This is a genomic window from Ruegeria arenilitoris (genome assembly GCF_013030985.1).
GTDB classification, from domain to species: Bacteria; Pseudomonadota; Alphaproteobacteria; order Rhodobacterales; family Rhodobacteraceae; genus Ruegeria; species Ruegeria arenilitoris_B.
Map to the genome: position 1 here is coordinate 119,643 of NZ_WPYP01000006.1, position 17,256 is coordinate 136,898.

At 59.6% G+C, this 17,256-nt stretch carries 17 protein-coding genes; 8 read left to right on the plus strand and 9 right to left on the minus strand.

Annotated elements, in window-relative coordinates; translation table 11 throughout:
• The first annotated feature begins 57 nt into the window (after positions 1-57).
• The 5 genes from GOX88_RS13455 to GOX88_RS13475 all read left to right on the plus strand — a co-directional run bounded on the left by GOX88_RS13455 (position 58) and on the right by GOX88_RS13475 (position 5,728).
• Positions 58-1,587, plus strand: coding sequence for an ABC transporter ATP-binding protein (locus GOX88_RS13455; RefSeq protein WP_170402642.1), 1,530 nt, complete (start codon positions 58-60; stop codon positions 1,585-1,587).
• A gap of 1 nt (position 1,588) precedes the next feature.
• On the plus strand, positions 1,589-2,683 hold the full coding sequence (locus tag GOX88_RS13460; protein ID WP_170402646.1) for an ABC transporter permease: 1,095 nt from the start codon (positions 1,589-1,591) through the stop codon (positions 2,681-2,683).
• On the plus strand, positions 2,683-3,693 hold the full coding sequence (locus tag GOX88_RS13465; RefSeq protein ID WP_170402649.1) for an ABC transporter permease: 1,011 nt from the start codon (positions 2,683-2,685) through the stop codon (positions 3,691-3,693). Before GOX88_RS13460 ends, GOX88_RS13465 begins: the two co-directional genes overlap by 1 nt.
• Positions 3,694-4,037: 344 nt before the next feature.
• Positions 4,038-4,958, plus strand: a complete 921-nt coding sequence (locus tag GOX88_RS13470) for a sulfite exporter TauE/SafE family protein (RefSeq protein WP_170402652.1) — start codon at positions 4,038-4,040, stop codon at positions 4,956-4,958.
• A 2-nt stretch (positions 4,959-4,960) separates the two neighbouring features.
• A complete protein-coding gene (locus GOX88_RS13475) occupies positions 4,961-5,728 on the plus strand; it encodes a TIGR02186 family protein (RefSeq protein ID WP_170402655.1) in 768 nt (255 codons plus the stop codon).
• Positions 5,729-5,731: 3 nt separating this feature from the next.
• Here GOX88_RS13475 and GOX88_RS13480 read toward each other — a convergent pair whose 3' ends face one another.
• The 7 genes from GOX88_RS13480 to GOX88_RS13510 form a co-directional block, all read right to left on the minus strand.
• Positions 5,732-6,460, minus strand: coding sequence for an SDR family oxidoreductase (locus GOX88_RS13480; RefSeq protein ID WP_170402658.1), 729 nt, complete (start codon positions 6,458-6,460; stop codon positions 5,732-5,734).
• Positions 6,457-7,989, minus strand: a complete 1,533-nt coding sequence (locus tag GOX88_RS13485) for an ATP-dependent DNA helicase (protein ID WP_170402661.1) — start codon at positions 7,987-7,989, stop codon at positions 6,457-6,459. The genes GOX88_RS13480 and GOX88_RS13485 overlap by 4 nt, the downstream gene beginning before the upstream one ends.
• Before the next feature lie 60 nt (positions 7,990-8,049).
• The gene (locus GOX88_RS13490; RefSeq protein WP_170402664.1) at positions 8,050-8,688 is read right to left on the minus strand and encodes an acyl-homoserine-lactone synthase; all 639 of its coding nucleotides are present in this window, start codon (positions 8,686-8,688) and stop codon (positions 8,050-8,052) included.
• A gap of 84 nt (positions 8,689-8,772) precedes the next feature.
• Positions 8,773-9,492, minus strand: a complete 720-nt coding sequence (locus GOX88_RS13495; RefSeq protein ID WP_170402667.1) for a helix-turn-helix transcriptional regulator — start codon at positions 9,490-9,492, stop codon at positions 8,773-8,775.
• On the minus strand, positions 9,431-9,649 hold the full coding sequence (locus tag GOX88_RS13500; RefSeq protein WP_170327049.1) for a hypothetical protein: 219 nt from the start codon (positions 9,647-9,649) through the stop codon (positions 9,431-9,433). The genes GOX88_RS13495 and GOX88_RS13500 overlap by 62 nt, the downstream gene beginning before the upstream one ends.
• Before the next feature lie 207 nt (positions 9,650-9,856).
• A complete protein-coding gene (gene ccrA / locus GOX88_RS13505; protein ID WP_170402670.1) occupies positions 9,857-11,143 on the minus strand; it encodes a crotonyl-CoA carboxylase/reductase in 1,287 nt (428 codons plus the stop codon).
• Between the two features lie 112 nt (positions 11,144-11,255).
• A complete protein-coding gene (locus GOX88_RS13510; RefSeq protein ID WP_170402673.1) occupies positions 11,256-12,644 on the minus strand; it encodes a 1-acyl-sn-glycerol-3-phosphate acyltransferase in 1,389 nt (462 codons plus the stop codon).
• Between the two features lie 144 nt (positions 12,645-12,788).
• Here GOX88_RS13510 and GOX88_RS13515 point away from each other — a divergent pair, with 144 nt between their 5' ends.
• The 3 genes from GOX88_RS13515 (at position 12,789) to deoD (ending at position 15,928) form a co-directional block, all read left to right on the plus strand.
• Positions 12,789-14,756 (plus strand): protein meaA, encoded by a 1,968-nt coding sequence (locus GOX88_RS13515; RefSeq protein WP_170402676.1) that lies wholly within the window; start codon positions 12,789-12,791, stop codon positions 14,754-14,756.
• A gap of 124 nt (positions 14,757-14,880) precedes the next feature.
• The gene (locus GOX88_RS13520; RefSeq protein ID WP_170402679.1) at positions 14,881-15,198 is read left to right on the plus strand and encodes an H-NS histone family protein; all 318 of its coding nucleotides are present in this window, start codon (positions 14,881-14,883) and stop codon (positions 15,196-15,198) included.
• Between the two features lie 16 nt (positions 15,199-15,214).
• On the plus strand, positions 15,215-15,928 hold the full coding sequence (gene deoD / locus GOX88_RS13525; RefSeq protein ID WP_170402680.1) for a purine-nucleoside phosphorylase: 714 nt from the start codon (positions 15,215-15,217) through the stop codon (positions 15,926-15,928).
• A gap of 260 nt (positions 15,929-16,188) precedes the next feature.
• On the opposite strand, the gene GOX88_RS13535 is transcribed toward deoD, so the two are convergent.
• Positions 16,189-16,335, minus strand: a complete 147-nt coding sequence (locus tag GOX88_RS13535) for a hypothetical protein (protein ID WP_170327170.1) — start codon at positions 16,333-16,335, stop codon at positions 16,189-16,191.
• A gap of 137 nt (positions 16,336-16,472) precedes the next feature.
• Positions 16,473-17,252, minus strand: a complete 780-nt coding sequence (locus GOX88_RS13540; protein ID WP_170402685.1) for a succinate dehydrogenase iron-sulfur subunit — start codon at positions 17,250-17,252, stop codon at positions 16,473-16,475.
• Positions 17,253-17,256: the final 4 nt, after the last annotated feature.

Here is a 17,256-nt window from a genome sequence, read left to right on the forward strand (position 1 = left end):
CTCGCATCCACTCTGCTGCGCGGTCCGCGCGGCCCTTCGGCAATCTGAGGACAAAACATGACCGTCCCCGCCATTGAGCTCAAAGGGATTTCCAAAGCCTTTGGGCCGGTTCAGGCCAACAAAGACATTTCCATCAGCGTCGCCCCCGGCACGATCCATGGGATCATCGGTGAAAACGGTGCGGGCAAATCCACGCTGATGAGCATTCTCTACGGGTTTTACAAAGCCGATAAAGGTGAGATCTGGATCAACGGCACCAAGACCGACATCCCTGACAGCCAGGCGGCGATTGCGGCGGGTATCGGGATGGTGTTCCAGCATTTCAAGCTGGTCGAGAATTTCACCGTTCTGGAAAACATCGTTCTGGGCGCCGAGGATGGCGGGCTTCTGGCCCCGTCTTTGTCCAAGGCCCGCAAGGAACTGAAAGAGCTGGAAGAAGAATACGAGCTGTTCGTCGACCCCGACAAACGCATCGACGAGATCGGCGTGGGGATGCAGCAGCGGGTCGAAATTCTGAAGGCGCTGTACCGCAAGGCCGAGATCCTGATCCTCGACGAACCCACCGGCGTTCTGACCCCGGCCGAGGCGGATCAGCTGTTCCGCATCCTCGACCGGCTGCGGGCCGAAGGGAAGACGATCATCGTGATCACGCACAAACTGCGTGAGATCATGGAAAACACCGACACTGTTTCGGTCATGCGACGCGGGCAGATGACGGCGACGGTCAAAACCGCCGAGACCAGCCCGGAAGAACTGGCCGAGCTGATGGTGGGCCGCAAGGTTCTGCTGCAGGTCGACAAGGTGCCTGCGAAACCTGGCAAACCCATTCTTGAGGTCGAAAACCTGCGCGTCTTCGATCAGGCGGGTGTTGAGCGGGTCAAAGGCATCGATCTGACCGTGCGGGCCGGGGAAATCGTCGGCATCGCCGGTGTTGCGGGTAATGGTCAGTCCGAACTGCTGGAAGTTCTGGGCGGGATGCGTCCGGGTCAGGGCTTGATCAAGCTGAACGGTGCACCCCTAGCGCTTAGCGGGCACGGGTCTGACGGACAGGCCCGCCGCGCGCAACACATCGCCCATGTGCCCGAGGACCGCCAGCGCGAAGGGCTGATCATGGACTTCCACGCGTGGGAGAACGTGGCCTTCGGCTATCACCGCGACCCGGCCTATCAGCGCGGCATATTCATGGACAACGCCGCCCTGCGCGCCGACACCGAAGCCAAGATCGAAAAATTCGATGTGCGCCCGCCCAATGGCTGGCTGACCGCCAAGAGCTTCTCGGGCGGTAACCAGCAGAAAATCGTCGTCGCGCGCGAGATTGAACGCAACCCGGACCTGCTGCTGGTCGGCCAGCCTACCCGTGGTGTGGACATCGGCGCGATCGAGTTCATTCATAAACAGATCGTCGCCCTGCGCGATCAGGGTAAAGCGATCTTGTTGGTCTCGGTCGAGCTTGAGGAAATCTTCTCGCTGTCCGACCGGATCGCGGTGATGTTTGACGGACATATCATGGGCGAGCGTCTGCCCCATGAGACAGATGAAAAAGAACTGGGCCTGCTGATGGCCGGTGTTGCGGGAGAGGCCGCGTAACATGGATAAAATGCCCAAATGGGCCGATGTCGTCCTGATCCCGCTGATCAGCTTGATACTGGCCACTATCCTTTCAGCGCTGGTGATCCTCGCCATCGGTGAGAACCCACTCGAGGCGGTGAACCTGATGGTCACCGGCGCGCTGGGATCGACCTATGGCTGGGGCTATACGCTCTATTACGCGACCAACTTCATGTTCACCGGGCTGGCGGTGGCGGTCGCCTTCCACGCGCGGCTGTTCAACATCGGTGGTGAAGGTCAGGCGATGCTGGGCGGGCTTGGCGTTGCCATGGTCTGCCTATACATCCCGTGGCCGCACTGGAGTATCGCCCTGCTCGGCGCCGGGCTTGCTGCGGCCCTGTTCGGTGCGGCTTGGGCCGCGATCCCGGCCTATCTGCAGGCCAAACGCGGAAGCCATATCGTGATCACCACGATCATGTTCAACTTCATCGCGGCGGCCTTCCTGAACTATATGCTGGTCAACGTGATGCGCCCGCAGGGCTCGCAAGACCCGGCAACGGCACGTTTCCCCGAGGCGGTGCACCTACCGACCTTCCAGTCGATGTTCTCGACCGCCGAAAACGCGGTATTTCGCGGTGCACCTGCGAATATCTCGTTCTTCGTGGCGGTTCTGGCCTGTTTCGTCGTCTGGGCGCTGATCTGGCGCACGCGGCTGGGCTATGAAATCCGCGCCTATGGCCATTCTGAAACCGGCGCTGTCTACGCAGGGATTTCGCCGGTTCGCATCACCATCGTCGCGATGCTGATCTCGGGCGCTCTGGCCGGAATGATGGCCATCAACAACGTTATGGGCGAAGCGGAACGTCTGGTTCTGAATTCCACCGAGGGCGCGGGCTTTATCGGTATCGCCGTTGCGCTGATGGGGCGGTCACATCCTTTTGGCGTGTTCCTCGCGGCGCTGCTGTTCGGGTTCCTGTATCAGGGCGGTGCCGAGCTGGCGCTGTGGACCTCGATCCCGCGCGAGCTCATCGTAGTCATTCAGGCGCTGGTGATCCTGTTCACCGGAGCGTTGGACAACATGGTCAGGATGCCGCTTGAAAAGCTGTTCCTGAGCCTGCGGAAGGGGGCAGAGTGATGGAGTTCTTCGTAACACTCATCCAGGTCCTCGATTCGACGATCCGTCTGGCTACGCCGCTGCTGCTGGCCTGTCTGGCGGGGCTGTATTCCGAACGCGCCGGCATTTTCGACATCGGTCTTGAAGGCAAGATGCTGATGTCGGCCTTTTTCTCGGCGGCGGTTGCCGCTGTGACCGGGTCGGTCTGGCTGGGCCTGCTGGCAGGCATCGCATCCTCGCTGGTTCTGTCCGGATTGCATGGGCTGGCCTCGATCACCTTCAGGGGCAATCAGTTGATTTCGGGTGTCGCGATCAACTTCCTTGCATCTGGCCTTACCGTGTTGATCGCACAAAGCTGGTTCAAGCAGGGCGGGCGTACGCCTTCTCTCTTCGGCGGAGCTCGATTCGAATCCGCAGAGTTCCCTTATGCAATCGGCCCCGAAGATGCTGAGCTGACTGGGCAACCGGTTTCTGAACTGATGTCTGACGCCAATTCAGTTCACATGGTGTACTCCGAGCTGCTATCCGGTCATTCCATCTTGGTCTACGTGGCCTTCCTCATGGTCCCGCTGACATGGTGGATTCTGTACCGCACCCGGTTCGGGCTGCGTCTGCGCGCGGTGGGTGAAAACCCGGCGGCCGTGGATACCGCCGGTGTCTCAGTCGTCGGCCTGCGCTTTGCCGCCGTCGCCATCTGCGGCGTGTTGTGCGGGATCGCTGGTGCGTATCTTGCCACCGCCCTGCAGGCCGGGTTCGTCAAGGAGATGACCGCCGGGCGCGGGTTCATCGCTCTGGCCGCGCTGATCTTTGCGAAGTGGCGGCCATGGCACGCGATGTGGGCCTGTCTTCTGTTCGGTCTGCTGCAGGCGATTGCACTGCGGTTCCAGAACATCGATCTGGGTGGCGTGGTCATTCCGGTGCAAGTCATGGACGCACTGCCCTATATCCTGACCGTGGTCATTCTGGCCGGGTTCGTCGGCAAAGCTGTGCCACCGCGCGCCGGTGGCGAGCCATATGTGAAAGAGCGCTGACAGGTCCAGTTCCGAACACCTGTCGGTCCAGTTCGCCGCGGTGCCGCATGTAGAGTTGATTTTACATGCGGCAACCGCTCTAAAGGGGTATGAATGTGTTTCCTGCTATAGCCCAGATCGGATTGTCCCACATCAGGGCGCCGGAAACACAAAAACGCCCGCCTTCCGGGTGTCTTCCCATTCTTCAGCCAAATCGGATTTTCGGGTGTCTGCCCGAGCGTACGATATTCGCCATGTGGCCGTGGGATTTGTTCCCGGCGCGCCGCATAAACGCCTCACCCATATGGTTTGAGACAGCCCGGGTCGCCCAAGGTGGCGCGGCCGCTCTCATCCGGTAATTCCACATGCAGATTTACCTTCCTATCGCCGAAGTCTCCGTCAATGCCTTTTTGCTTTTGGGGCTGGGCGGGATGGTCGGTATCCTGTCCGGCATGTTCGGCGTGGGCGGCGGGTTCCTGATGACGCCGCTGCTGTTTTTCATCGGCATCCCCCCAGCCGTCGCCGTCGCAACCGAAGCCAACCAGATCGTTGCCTCGTCCTTTTCCGGTGTCTTGGCGCATTTCCGACGAAGGACGGTGGACCTAAGAATGGGCACGGTCCTGTTAACCGGAGGGTTAATTGGCGCTGCCCTTGGCGTAGTGGTGTTCAACTATCTCAAAAGCCTGGGCCAGGTCGATCTGCTGGTGACGCTGTGTTACGTCGTCTTCCTTGGCGTGGTCGGCGGCCTGATGTTCATCGAAAGCCTGCGGGCGCTGCGCAAGGCTAAAAAGGGCGGCGGCGCGCCCGCAAAACGGCGTCAGCGAGGCTGGGTTCACGCCATGCCGTTTAAGATGCGCTTTCGCACGTCGGGCCTCTATATCTCGGTCATTCCGCCGATGATGGTCGGGCTGTGCGTCGGCGTGCTGTCGGCGATCATGGGGGTCGGCGGCGGCTTTATCATGGTACCGGCGATGATCTACCTGCTTGGCATGCCCACCAAAGTCGTGGTTGGCACCTCGCTGTTTCAGATCATCTTCGTGACGGCTTTCACCACCATGCTGCACGCCACCACGAACTATACGGTCGATATCGTTCTGGCGGTTCTGCTGCTGGTCGGGGGTGTCGTGGGCGCACAGATCGGCACAGTGATCGGCGCACGGATGCCGGCCGAGCAACTGCGGGTTCTTCTGGCGGCACTGGTTCTGGTGGTCTGCGGCAAGCTGGCGCTGGACCTGCTGATCGAACCGTCCGAGCTCTACTCGCTTGGCAGCGAAGGGGGCCACTGATCATGCTGAAACGCCTGATTGCCCTGCTGATCCTGTGCTGCACCCCTGCCTTTGCGGTGGACGAGCAGGTTGTGCTGGGTCTCAGCCAGGATCGCGTTGCCATCACCGCGACCTTTGACGGCTCGGAAATCCTGATTTTTGGGGCCGTCAAACGGGAAACACCCATTCCGCCCGGTCCGCCGCTTGAGGTGATCGTGGCCGTGGCCGGGCCGTCCGGCCCGGTGATGGTCCGGCGCAAGGCTCGCAAAATCGGGATCTGGGTCAATACCGATAGCGTTCTGGTCGACCTTGCGCCCAGCTTTTACGCCGTTGCCACCAGCGGGCCGCTGGACGATATCCTCTCGGATACCGAGGATCTGCGCTATCGCATTTCAATTGAACGGGCCATCCGCTCGGTCGGGGCAGCAATGCATATCCGTGGCGCGCAATCCTTTGCGGATGCCGTGGTGCGTATACGCGAGGATGAGGGGCTGTATTCGATCCGCGAAAACACCGTGGCGGTAGACGAACAGACCCTGTTCCGTACCTCGATCGCAATGCCAGCCGACCTGACCGAGGGCGACTACAAGGCGCGTATCTTCCTGACCCGCGGCAAAGAGGTCGTCTCGCAATTCGAGACCACAATCGACGTGCGCAAGGTCGGGTTGGAGAGGTTCCTCTACAACCTGTCCCGCCAGCAACCGGTCTGGTACGGGCTGATGTCGCTGGTCATCGCGATTGCGGCTGGTTGGGGTGCCTCGACGGCATTCCGGCTGTTGCGCGAAAACTGACGCCTAACCGCGGCCGATATAGGGCATCGTCGTGGCCATCACGGTCATGAACTGCACATTGGCTTCGGGCGGCAGGCTGGCCATATGCAGTACAGAACGTGCCGCGTCCTCGACAGCCATGGTCGGGTCGGGCTGCTGTCCGGCTTCAATGGCTGCGTCCACCAGCCCCTGTACCATTTGCGTGCGCGCATTGCCGATATCGATCTGACCGCAGGCGATTCCGAATGGCCGACCGTCCAGAGACAGGCTGCGGGTCAGGCCGGTGATGGCGTGTTTCGTGGCCGAATAGTGCACCGAGTTCGGACGCGGCACATAGGCAGCAATCGAGCCGTTATTGATGATGCGCCCGCCTTGCGGTGACTGGTGGCGCATGATCCGAAACGCCTCGCGCGCGCTTAGGAACATGCCGTTCAGGTTGACGTTGACGCTTTGGTACCAGTCCTCCAGCGCGATCTCGTCAATCGTGCCACCGGGCGCAAAGATACCAGCATTATTGAACAACACGTCCAGACGATCCGTTTTGCCCTGAAACTCCGCAAACGCGGCCTGAACCGCATCCGGGTCGGTCACATCCGCGACCAAAGGGATGGCAGTGTCGCGGCCCGATGCCATCTGGTGCAGTTTATCCGCACTGCGCGCCAGCAGACCAACTGTCCAGCCCTCGGCCAGGAACAGTTCCGCTGTGGCCTGCCCGATGCCCGAGCTTGCGCCGGTTACGATGATGGTGCTCATATCTCTTCGGCCTCCAGTGTCAGCGATGCTACCGGAACGGCGCGCAGGTCGTCCACGCGCAGCGGATGGGTGGGTTTGGCCAGACGGTTCCGCACCACCCATATCAGACGCTCCTGCGCGCGGGTGATGGCCACATAGGCCAAGCGCTTCCACAGCGGTTGTCCGGCCTCGGTCCGGCCCATGCGGGCGGCAGCGTAAATATCAGGCGCAAAGACCTGAACCGTGTCCCATTGTGAGCCCTGCGCCTTATGAATGGTCACCGCCGCGCCATGCAGAAAGGTCGCGCCCATGCGCGCGGCAAAAGGGATAAAGGGCTCTTCCTCATCCGGTTTCTCGATCTTGACGATGGAGGCGGCGCTGACCTGCGGGTCTTCGGCCCCCATCACGTGCAGGCGCGAAAATCCCGGCTTGCGCCCCGGTCCCAGATAGATCACCTGAGCGCCCTTGATCAGCCCGCGCGCCTCAAGGTCCAGACGTTTCTTGCGGTGCTTCAGCGGCAGCTCGATGCCGTCGCAGATCAGCGGTTCACCTTCCAACAGCTCGGTATCCGGCGCGCCGTGCACATGTCGGAACGCCTGAATCAAGCGGATGCGTGTCGCGTTGCGCCAAACCAGAACCGGGCTGCGCGCCATCAGATCGACCTCGACCCGCTGACCCCATATCACGCGATCATCCTGCCGGGCCGTCTGCTCAATCAACCGCTCGAAATCCTCGAACCCCATCTGCGGGTCGGCCAGCGCGTGGGCGAGATCAAGGATCGGATTATCCGCGTCCTGCCGGTGAACCCGATGCAGAATCTGTTTGCGCGGCTCGGGCAGAGCCTCAAACACCATACTGCCGGATTGATTGACCGGGGCCAGCTGGGCCGGGTCGCCGAACAGCAGCAGGGTCGGAAAGATTTCCTGCAGGTCCTCGAATTGGCGGTCGTCCAGCATCGAGGCCTCATCGACGAAGCCGATATCCAAGGGCTCGTCCCGGCGTTTCCAGCCGGTGATGAAATCCGACCCGCGCAATCCTGCAGCGGCCAGCGCACCGGGGATGGACTTGTTGTTCTCATAGAACGCGGCGGCTCGGTCCAGCGCCTCATCGGTCAGGCCTTCGATCTCGGGGCGTTCGTCGTTACCCGCCAGCCATTCGGCGATGCGTTCGTATTCCGGGTCATAAACCGGCGTGTATAGGATGCGGTGAATGGTCGTCGCCGGCACACCACGCAGGCGCAAAACGCTGGCCGCTTTGTTGGTGGGCGCAAGAATGGCGAGGCTGCGCTTTTCCTTCGCCTTGCGACTTTCGAAATCGCCCGAGACAATCTGCACGCCGGTTTCGGCCAACGCCTTGTACAGCTCGGCCAGCAGCAAGGTTTTACCCGAGCCCGCCTTGCCGATCACCGCCATGACACCGGATTTCCCCGCCCCCGGCAGCTTCAGAAGGGCGTCGTCATCCAGGTCAACACCGGCCGATCGCAGCATCTCGGCAATGCTGTCATAGGCGGCAGCCTGATCTTCGGAAAAGGTCACAGGGGGCATAGACATGGCGCGACCCTACAGGGCCGCGCCAGCTATCACCAGAGAGGGATTTGGCTTTTCCGCAGGTCAGGCCGACAGGGCGAACCTGTGCTGCCGCCCGGTGCCGAAGGCGGTCTTGAACCACAGGCGGGACAGCTCGCGCGGGATGCCCGCACGTTCGGCGACACGGTTGCAATCCTCGGCCGAATAAGGCCACAGCCCCACCGAAATCTGATCGCGCCCTTTCCCCTGAGAACCCAGAACAAGGGGCGAAGACCCGATCAGACGGTAAATCCGGATCATGCGTGCGTCAAAGACGCCGGCGATATGGGTCAGGCCGAACCCTTCCATCATCTCGCCACCGCTGAGCATGATCGCCCCCGCCGTATGTGGGCTGGCCGTGCGGGACAGACAAAAACGTGTCACCTCCCAGATCAGAGGGCTGCAGATCGGCTTGCCGCCGGTCAGATGTCCAAACACCTCGTTCACCATCACGGGTCCGGTGGTCGGCAGAACACGCATGGAGCCGCCGTGGCTGCCATCCTCTTCTTCCCAGATGACGTACAGGGGGTTCAGGTCGTCGTACTGATCCCGCTCCTCTCCTTTTTCGTTGACGTGGACGTCCCAGCCCAGCCGGGTTTTGAACTGATCCGCGCGGTCCCGGAACATTCCGTCGGCCAGATCCGGAAACTTGTAAAGCTCATCAGCAAACAGATAACGCAACATGACTTTTTTCCCCTTGTCGTCCTGTGCAGGAACGAAGGGGGTACAAAGTCATGGTTAATTTCCCGTTCGTGGGGCGTTCGCCTGTTAAACCACTATTAATCCCCGGCTGAGTGCCGTGGCGATGGCGTGGGTGGTGTTCTGCGCCCCAAGTTTGGCGCGAGCGCTTTCGATATAAACCCGCAGCGTATGCTCGGAAATGGAAAGCGAATGAGCGACCTGCGCCCGGCTGTAGCCCAGTGCCAGCAGGGTCATCGCATCCACTTCGCGCGGTGACAGGCCGCGGGATGAATCGGGCTGACGGTCACTTTCGAACTCAAGCGCTTTGCGGTTGAAGTAATGCGCGATCAGAATCAGTTCTCGGCCGTGACGCTCGATGAATTTCTGCCAGGCCTCGTCGTCGCAAGAATGGTTCAGGGTGAACAAGGCAAATTGCCCCTTCGGTCCTCGGATCGGGATCGAATAGCCCTGATTTCCGACCCCATGACTTTGCGCGTCCTTCAGGAACGCCTTGGCCACCTTTCCGGACCAGTCCAGCGTTTTCCAATCGACCGGGTGAAACCGCTGAAAACAGCCCAGAATGACCGGATCGATCCGGTGGTAATTTCTCTCTTGATAGCGTTCGGCCCAGGCATCGGGATAGGTCGTATAGCCGTATTGATCTCCGGCGCCATCGACCCAATGGTAAATGAGGTGTTCAACCTTCAGCCTGTCGCGCAATCGGACAGCAACAGTGCTTAGTTCTTCAAGCGTGCTGGTGTTTTCCAAGTCCTCCAGGACTTGGCTCATATCGAGTTTTGTTCCCATCCGCTGGCGTCCGTACCTCAGCCTTCTTGGACGCGATCTCGGCGGCGGCGATCAGCTTGGTGTCGTCCAACTGCTCGGCCAGCGCGATCAAACCGTTCTCAACAGCGAAGGCGTTGAGGTCCGACAACACGTCCAGTATCCACTCATTCTGCGCCATCAGGGTCTCTCCGAAACGGTTAACGAAGGGTTAACACAACCATAACATGTGCAATGTTTTTTAGACTATTCACTGGTTTCTACTCCCCAAAAAAAGTGGGGTTAATGCCTGTAAGTCGCTGAAAAGAATAAACCTATGCGCCAAAAAAGCTGCGCCCGCGAACCGATAAACCGATTCGCGGGCGCCTGAAAGTTATTTACCTGCGATTCAACCGCGGGCGTCCAGAACCTCTTCCAGAGTGCGCATTCCGGTCTGTGGGGCCTGAACCAGAACCGACATGTTGCCCGGCTTATGCTCGTTGCGCATCATCTTCATGTGCGCCTCGGGCAGTTCATTCCACGTGAACACTTCCGACATGCAGGGATCCAGGCGGCGCTCAACCATCAGCTGGTTGGCGGCGGCGGCCTGTTTCAGGTGCGCAAAGTGCGAGCCCTGCAGGCGCTTCTGATGCATCCACATGTAACGCACATCGAAGGTCAGGTTATAGCCGGTGGTGCCGGCGCAGATCACGACCATGCCGCCCTTTTTCACCACGAAGGTCGAAACCGGGAAGGTGCTTTCGCCCGGGTGCTCGAACACCATGTCGACGTTCACACCCTTGCCGGTGATGTCCCAGATGGCCTTGCCGAATTTGCGAGCCTCTTTGAACCACTCGGCATATTCAGGCGTGTTCACCGTAGGCAGTTGACCCCAGCAGTTGAAGTCCTTGCGGTTCAGAACACCTTTGGCGCCCAGACCCATGACGAAGTCACGCTTGCTTTCATCCGAGATCACACCAATCGCATTGGCGCCTGCGGTGTTGATCAGCTGGATTGCATAAGAACCCAGACCACCCGATGCGCCCCAGACCAGAACGTTCTGACCCGGCTTCAGGTCGTGCGGTTCGTGACCGAACAGCATCCGATAGGCCGTTGCCAGCGTCAGCGTGTAACAGGCGCTTTCTTCCCATGTCAGATGCTTGGGACGCGGCATCAGCTGCTGAGCCTGAACGTTGGTGAATTGCGCGAACGATCCGTCCGGCGTTTCGTAACCCCAGATCCGCTGGCTGGGCGAATACATCGGGTCGCCACCGTTGCATTCCTCGTCGTCGCCGTCATCCTGGTTGCAGTGGATGACAACCTCATCGCCGACTTTCCAGCGGGTCACTTTCGAACCCACCGCCCAGACGATGCCCGACGCATCCGAACCGGCGATGTGATAAGGTGCCTTGTGGCCGTCAAACGGCGAGATCGGCTTGCCCAGCGAGGCCCAGACGCCGTTGTAGTTCACGCCCGCGGCCATCACCAGCACCAGCACCTCGTGGCTGTCCAGTTCGGGGACGTCCACCACTTCCTGCACCATCGCGGTGTCCGGCTCGCCGTGGCGTTCCTTGCGGATCGCCCATGCGTACATTTTCTTGGGCACAAACCCCATCGGAGGGATCTCACCCATCTCATAGAGGTCTTTTTCCGGCGCGTCGTAGGACGCGATACCGCTGTCGGTGTCCAGAGCCATGTTGGCCTCCTTCATTCTAATTCATTGCCGCGATGCAGAATCGCGGGCTCTATCCGATGAGATATTGGTCGGAGAGAAATATTGCAACATATTTTGAGTGTATTTTGTAATTTTATGACCCAGCGGGTGCAGAAATTTCCTTTGCGGGCGCAGAAAGAGCCGTATTCGCGTCCAATGGCGCCGAGGCCGCGTAATAATCCAGAAGGTCAACCCTTTGACCTGACGAGGATATTTTCCCGTTCTCGCGTTTCAGAATGCGTCGGTCGACCAAATGCTGGATGCCAGCCTCGATTGCCGTGCGCTCCAACGGCGTCGAAGTTCCGTTGCGTCGCAAAAGCTGGTCGATCAACTGCACGGCGTCTTCTTCTGGGATCTCGCCCTTCTCGCGCACCAGCCAGCACGCGGCGGGCCCCGGAACCAATGGAATCGCCGCCTTGATGCCTATCATCAGATCGCGCGCCAGATCCGTCATCAGATTGGCGTCGTGATCCGCCCGGAATGCCCGCAGCGATACCGGCCGCCCATACCGCACCGAGGCCACACCGAATCGCTGATAGCGTCCAACCAGCCGCCGCCCGATCTGTTTGAGTATCCACCACGTGATCACCCCGATGCGGGCGCGAAACCGGCGTTCATTTCCCAGGGCGGCCTTGGTCAGGATCGTATCCTCAAGCACCCGGTCATAGTTCAGGGCAACAGGCACAAAGACCACGTCGCGCCCCTCGGGCTCGCTTGCGTCGATGATGTATTTCAGCAGGCCAAGCTTGGGCCGCCCCAGCGCGCCGGTCAGGCTGAGGCCGCCTTCGGGGAACATCGCCTGCGTCACCCCAGCCTCAGTCGCGTGGCGCACGTAGCAGGCCAGCACCTGCCGATACAGATCACTGCCTGATTTTCGGCGAATAAAATAGGCCCCCATCGCCCGGATCAGGCGGCTGAGCGGCCAGACCCGCGCCCATTCACCCACCGCATAGGACAGGGCCGATTGCTGCGCCGCCAGATAGGTGACCAGCACATAGTCCATGTTGCTGCGGTGATTCATGACGAAGATGACAGTGGCATCGGGGTCGATTTCCCTAAGGGCCTGCTCATCCATGTAGCTGAGCCGCACATTATAGAACGCGTTGCTCAGCATCCGGGTCAGACGGATGGCGACGCTAAAATAGGCCACTGCGGAAAAGGACGGAACGATCTCGCGCGCATAGCGGCGGGCGGTTTCAAAGGCTACGGCCTCGGGCACACGTTCCTCGCGCGCAAAATTCTGAACGGCCTGCCCAACCTGAGGATCATAGATCAGCCGCTGAATCATGTCGTACCGCCGCGCCAGTTTGAATGGCTGGATGGGCCGTTGCAGCCGTTTATTCAGTCGCTTTACCGCGCGCTCAAGCCGACGGCGAAAAAACCAGCGCACCGATGGGAACAGAAAATGCGAAGCCAGCGTGACCGCGGCAAACACCAGGATCAGCAAAAACAACCAAAGCGGAAGTTCAACGGTCTGAGTCATGCGCGCACCCTGCCACCAAACCGTAGCACCTACAATCTGAAGAACCATATATGCCGCGACGCAGCGAATTGACATATCCCGAAAATTGCGCTTTAGAACCCTTGAACGCAATTTTCTTGCCCACGCAAAGCACGAGGTCCCGTTATGACGCAGCCGCAGAAAGATCGCCCCTGGCTCATCCGAACCTATGCCGGTCATTCCACCGCCAAGGCGTCAAACGCGCTGTATCGTGGCAATCTGGCCAAGGGTCAGACGGGTTTGTCGGTGGCCTTCGATCTGCCGACTCAGACCGGGTATGACAGCGACCATACGCTGGCGCGGGGTGAGGTCGGCAAAGTGGGTGTGCCGATCAGCCATCTGGGCGACATGCGGGTTCTGTTCGACCAGATTCCGCTGGAGCAGATGAACACCTCGATGACGATCAATGCGACAGCCCCTTGGTTGCTGGCGCTGTACATCGCGGTGGCCGAGGAGCAAGGCGCGGATGTGTCCAAGCTGCAGGGCACCGTTCAGAACGACCTGATCAAGGAATACCTGAGCCGTGGCACCTATGTCTGCCCGCCGAAACCGTCGCTGAAGATGATCGCGGATGTGGCCGAGTATTGCTATACCAACGTGCCGAAATGGAACCCGATGAACGTGTGTTCCTATCACCTGCAAGAGGCCGGTGCGACGCCCGAGCAGGAGCTGGCCTATGCGTTGGCCACCGCCATCGCCGTACTGGACGAACTGCGCCCCCGCGTCCCGTCCGAGGATTTCCCGGCGCTCTGCGGCCGGATTTCGTTCTTCGTGAACGCCGGCATCCGCTTTGTCACCGAGATGTGCAAGATGCGCGCCTTTGTCGATCTTTGGGATGAGATTCTGAAGGACCGCTACGGCGTCGAAGACCCCAAGTTCCGCCGCTTCCGCTATGGGGTGCAGGTGAACTCGCTGGGCCTGACCGAACAGCAACCCGAAAACAACGTTTACCGCATCCTGATCGAGATGCTGGCCGTGACCCTGTCGAAAAAGGCCCGTGCCCGCGCGGTGCAGCTGCCCGCATGGAACGAGGCGCTCGGCCTTCCCCGCCCATGGGATCAGCAATGGTCGATGCGGATGCAACAGATCCTGGCTTATGAAACCGACCTGCTGGAATACGGCGACCTGTTTGACGGCAACCCGGCTGTGGACACCAAGGTCGAGGAGCTGAAAGAAGGCGCACGGGCCGAGTTGGCCAACCTGGATTCGATGGGCGGCGCGGTTGCCTCGATCGAATACATGAAGTCGCGCCTGGTCGATTCGAATGCGGAACGTCTGAACCGGATCGAACGCAATGAAACCGTCGTTGTCGGCGTGAACAAATGGACCGAAGGTGAAGCCTCGCCGCTGCAGACCGAGGATGGCGGCATCATGGTCGTCGACCCGGCCGTGGAACAGGAACAGATCGCCCGGCTGAACGAGTGGCGGTCGGAACGGGACGACGCGGCAGTCACGGCCGCTCTGGCCGCGCTGCGCGAGGCGGCGCAAACCGGGGCCAATGTCATGGAGCCGTCGATTGCTGCAGCCAAGGCCGGTGTCACCACCGGCGAATGGGCCGAGGAAATGCGCAAGGTCTACGGCACCTATCGCGGCCCGACCGGCGTTTCGGGTTCGGTGTCGAACAAAACCGAAGGTCTGGACGACCTGCGCGCCGCCGTGGATGCCGTCAGCGACAAGCTGGGCCGCCGTCTGAAATTCCTGGTCGGCAAACCGGGTCTGGACGGCCATTCCAACGGCGCCGAACAGATCGCCTTCCGCGCCCGCGATTGCGGCATGGATATCAGCTATGAGGGCATCCGCCTGACGCCCGAGGAAATCATCGCGGCCGCGATCGATGACAAGGCCCATGTGATCGGCCTGTCGATTCTGTCCGGCAGCCACATCCCGCTGGTACAGGATGTCATGACCCGCCTGCGCGAGGCCGGTTTGAACAATATCCCCGTAGTTGTCGGCGGAATTATTCCCGATGAGGATGCCGTAAAGCTCAAGGCGATGGGTGTTTCCAAAATCTACACGCCCAAGAATTTTGAACTGAATGCCATCATGGGCGATATCGTGACTCTGGTCGATCCACAAAACATTGCGGCCGAATAACGGCCGCTTTTCCGTTATCCCCTCCAAATCCTTTACGCTTGAGCAAGGGATGGATAAAAACCGGATTTAGACATACGGTGGGCTATTACGCCCATTCGTGGCGTTTTTCGGAATGGAGAAAGAAATGGCGATCAGCCTAGAGAAAATGTCGCGCAAAGAACTTCTGGAATTGCGCGACCAGGTAGAAGCTGCTCTCAAAAGTGCAGAAAAGCGCGAGCGCAAAGAGGCGCTGAAAGCCGCAGAAAAAGCTGCCGCTGAATTTGGGTTTTCTCTTTCAGAGCTCTCGGAAGGCGCAGTAAAACCGGCCAAAGCCTCAAAAACCAAAGCAAAATACAAAAACCCGGCCAACCCGGAACAAACCTGGTCAGGCCGCGGACGCAAACCGCAATGGGTTCACGATGCCTTGAATGCCGGCGCTGATATCGCGGATATGGAAATCTGACGGAATTGGATCGAAAATGACAATTCATATCGGTGCCGAAAAAGGTGAAATCGCTGAAACCGTTTTAATGCCCGGCGATCCGTATCGGGCGAAATGGGCTGCTGAAACATTTTTGCAGGATGCAAAACTGGTCAATAACGTGCGCGGCATGCTGGGTTATACCGGAACCTGGAAAGGGAACCCGGTCACCATTCAGGGCAGCGGCATGGGGATGCCGTCGCTTTCGATCTATGCCAACGAGCTGATCCGCGACTATGGCGCCAAAACCCTGATCCGCATCGGATCGTGTGGCGGGATGCAGGACAGCGTCAAAATCCGCGATGTGATTCTGGCGATGACCTCGACCACCCTCAGCACGCCGTCACGCGGCATCCTGAAAGAACTGAACTTCGCCCCCTGCGCCGATTGGGGCCTGCTGCAAGCCGCGGCCAAGGCTGCCGAAGCCAAAGGCACACCTACTCATGTCGGCGGGATTTATTCGTCAGACGTCTTCTACGACGAACGCCCCGATCTGAATGAACAGATGGTGCGGCACGGCATTCTGGGGGTCGAGATGGAAGCCGCCGAGCTGTACATCCTCGCCGCGCGCCACAACTGCCGTGCTCTGGCCGTTCTGACCGTGTCAGATCACCTGCTGACTGGTGAGGCTTTGCCATCGTCGGAACGCGAAAGCAGCTTTGGCGACATGGTGGAAATTGCCCTGCAGGCAGCTTTTCCCGACGCTGCATGAACCAAAACAGGGCGTGATATCGCCCTGTTGTTTACTGTTTGCCCTGCAGACAGGTTGTCGGAGAGTTCATCCCCTCTTGTCGCGCCCCGCAATAGGCGCAAATCCAGACACCTTCCTTACGGTGCTGCCGCCACCGGCAGTCGCGCGTCAAAGAGGATGTCCGTGACCGCCAGATGAAATAGGCGAACACGCCGGCGGCCAGTAAAAGCAATAGAATGGGCATGTCTATGCATTGCCCAATCTTTGCGTAAATTCAAGCGTCAGGCGGCGTTTGCGTATTCGAACAATTCAGGTTCGTGCTGCTCGTCAGAAACCTGCACCGCCTCTGGTGTGTAATAGGCCCAAGCCTGTTCCAACAATGCCAGAGCTTCGGCTGCTTTGGTGTTTTCTGCTTTTTGTTCTTGCATCGGAGCGATCCCGTTTCGGTTCCATCACTCCTCCCTGCAGGCAAGTTAGACCTGAACAGGACAGTTTGCATTGCATAGTTTTGCAAACTCGTCATGCACCTGCCGCAACGCGGCAAGTGCTGTCATTTAGGCATCGCTTAGACGCCGCGTTCGATCATCATCTTTTTGATCTCGGCAATCGCCTTGGCCGGGTTCAGACCTTTAGGACAGGTCTTGGCGCAGTTCATGATCGTATGGCAACGATACAGCTTGAACGGGTCTTCCAGCTCATCCAGGCGCTCGCCCGTGGCTTCATCGCGGCTGTCGATGATCCAACGATAGGCGTGCAGCAGCGCGGCAGGCCCAAGATAACGGTCACCGTTCCACCAGTAGCTCGGGCACGAGGTCGAGCAGCTGGCGCACATCACGCATTCATAGAGACCGTCCAGCTTCTTGCGGTCTTCGATCGACTGCTTCCACTCTTTCGCCGGGCGGTTGGTCTTGGTTTCCAGCCACGGCATGATGGATGCGTGCTGGGCGTAAAAGTGGGTCAGATCAGGGATCAGGTCCTTGACCACCGGCATATGCGGCAGCGGGTAAACTTTCACGTCGCCCTTGATCTCATCCATGCCATAGATACAGGCTAGCGTGTTGATCCCGTCGATATTCATCGCACAAGAGCCACAGATGCCTTCGCGGCACGACCGGCGGAAGGTCAGGGTCGGATCAATCTCGTTCTTGATCTTGATCAGCGCGTCCAGAACCATCGGGCCGCAGCTGTCCATGTCGACGAAATAAGTGTCGAGCTGCGGGTTTTTGCCGTCTTCCGGGTTCCAGCGATAAATCTGGAATTTCCGCACATTGGTCGTGCCTTCCGGCTTGGGCCAGGTTTTGCCCGTTGTGATGCGCGAATTCTTGGGGAGGGTCAGTTGTACCATAAGT

What these genes read in the sequence shown, in the direction of transcription:
- GOX88_RS13455 (WP_170402642.1), top strand. Translation starts at nt 58, where the DNA reads ATGACCGTCCCCGCCATTGAGCTCAAAGGGATTTCCAAAGCCTTTGGG.
- GOX88_RS13460 (WP_170402646.1), top strand. Translation starts at nt 1,589, where the DNA reads ATGGATAAAATGCCCAAATGGGCCGATGTCGTCCTGATCCCGCTGATC.
- GOX88_RS13465 (WP_170402649.1), top strand. Translation starts at nt 2,683, where the DNA reads ATGGAGTTCTTCGTAACACTCATCCAGGTCCTCGATTCGACGATCCGT.
- GOX88_RS13470 (WP_170402652.1), top strand. Translation starts at nt 4,038, where the DNA reads ATGCAGATTTACCTTCCTATCGCCGAAGTCTCCGTCAATGCCTTTTTG.
- GOX88_RS13475 (WP_170402655.1), top strand. Translation starts at nt 4,961, where the DNA reads ATGCTGAAACGCCTGATTGCCCTGCTGATCCTGTGCTGCACCCCTGCC.
- GOX88_RS13480 (WP_170402658.1), bottom strand. Translation starts at nt 6,460, where the DNA reads ATGAGCACCATCATCGTAACCGGCGCAAGCTCGGGCATCGGGCAGGCC.
- GOX88_RS13485 (WP_170402661.1), bottom strand. Translation starts at nt 7,989, where the DNA reads ATGTCTATGCCCCCTGTGACCTTTTCCGAAGATCAGGCTGCCGCCTAT.
- GOX88_RS13490 (WP_170402664.1), bottom strand. Translation starts at nt 8,688, where the DNA reads ATGTTGCGTTATCTGTTTGCTGATGAGCTTTACAAGTTTCCGGATCTG.
- GOX88_RS13495 (WP_170402667.1), bottom strand. Translation starts at nt 9,492, where the DNA reads ATGGGAACAAAACTCGATATGAGCCAAGTCCTGGAGGACTTGGAAAAC.
- GOX88_RS13500 (WP_170327049.1), bottom strand. Translation starts at nt 9,649, where the DNA reads ATGGCGCAGAATGAGTGGATACTGGACGTGTTGTCGGACCTCAACGCC.
- ccrA (WP_170402670.1), bottom strand. Translation starts at nt 11,143, where the DNA reads ATGGCTCTGGACACCGACAGCGGTATCGCGTCCTACGACGCGCCGGAA.
- GOX88_RS13510 (WP_170402673.1), bottom strand. Translation starts at nt 12,644, where the DNA reads ATGACTCAGACCGTTGAACTTCCGCTTTGGTTGTTTTTGCTGATCCTG.
- GOX88_RS13515 (WP_170402676.1), top strand. Translation starts at nt 12,789, where the DNA reads ATGACGCAGCCGCAGAAAGATCGCCCCTGGCTCATCCGAACCTATGCC.
- GOX88_RS13520 (WP_170402679.1), top strand. Translation starts at nt 14,881, where the DNA reads ATGGCGATCAGCCTAGAGAAAATGTCGCGCAAAGAACTTCTGGAATTG.
- deoD (WP_170402680.1), top strand. Translation starts at nt 15,215, where the DNA reads ATGACAATTCATATCGGTGCCGAAAAAGGTGAAATCGCTGAAACCGTT.
- GOX88_RS13535 (WP_170327170.1), bottom strand. Translation starts at nt 16,335, where the DNA reads ATGCAAGAACAAAAAGCAGAAAACACCAAAGCAGCCGAAGCTCTGGCA.
- GOX88_RS13540 (WP_170402685.1), bottom strand. Translation starts at nt 17,252, where the DNA reads ATGGTACAACTGACCCTCCCCAAGAATTCGCGCATCACAACGGGCAAA.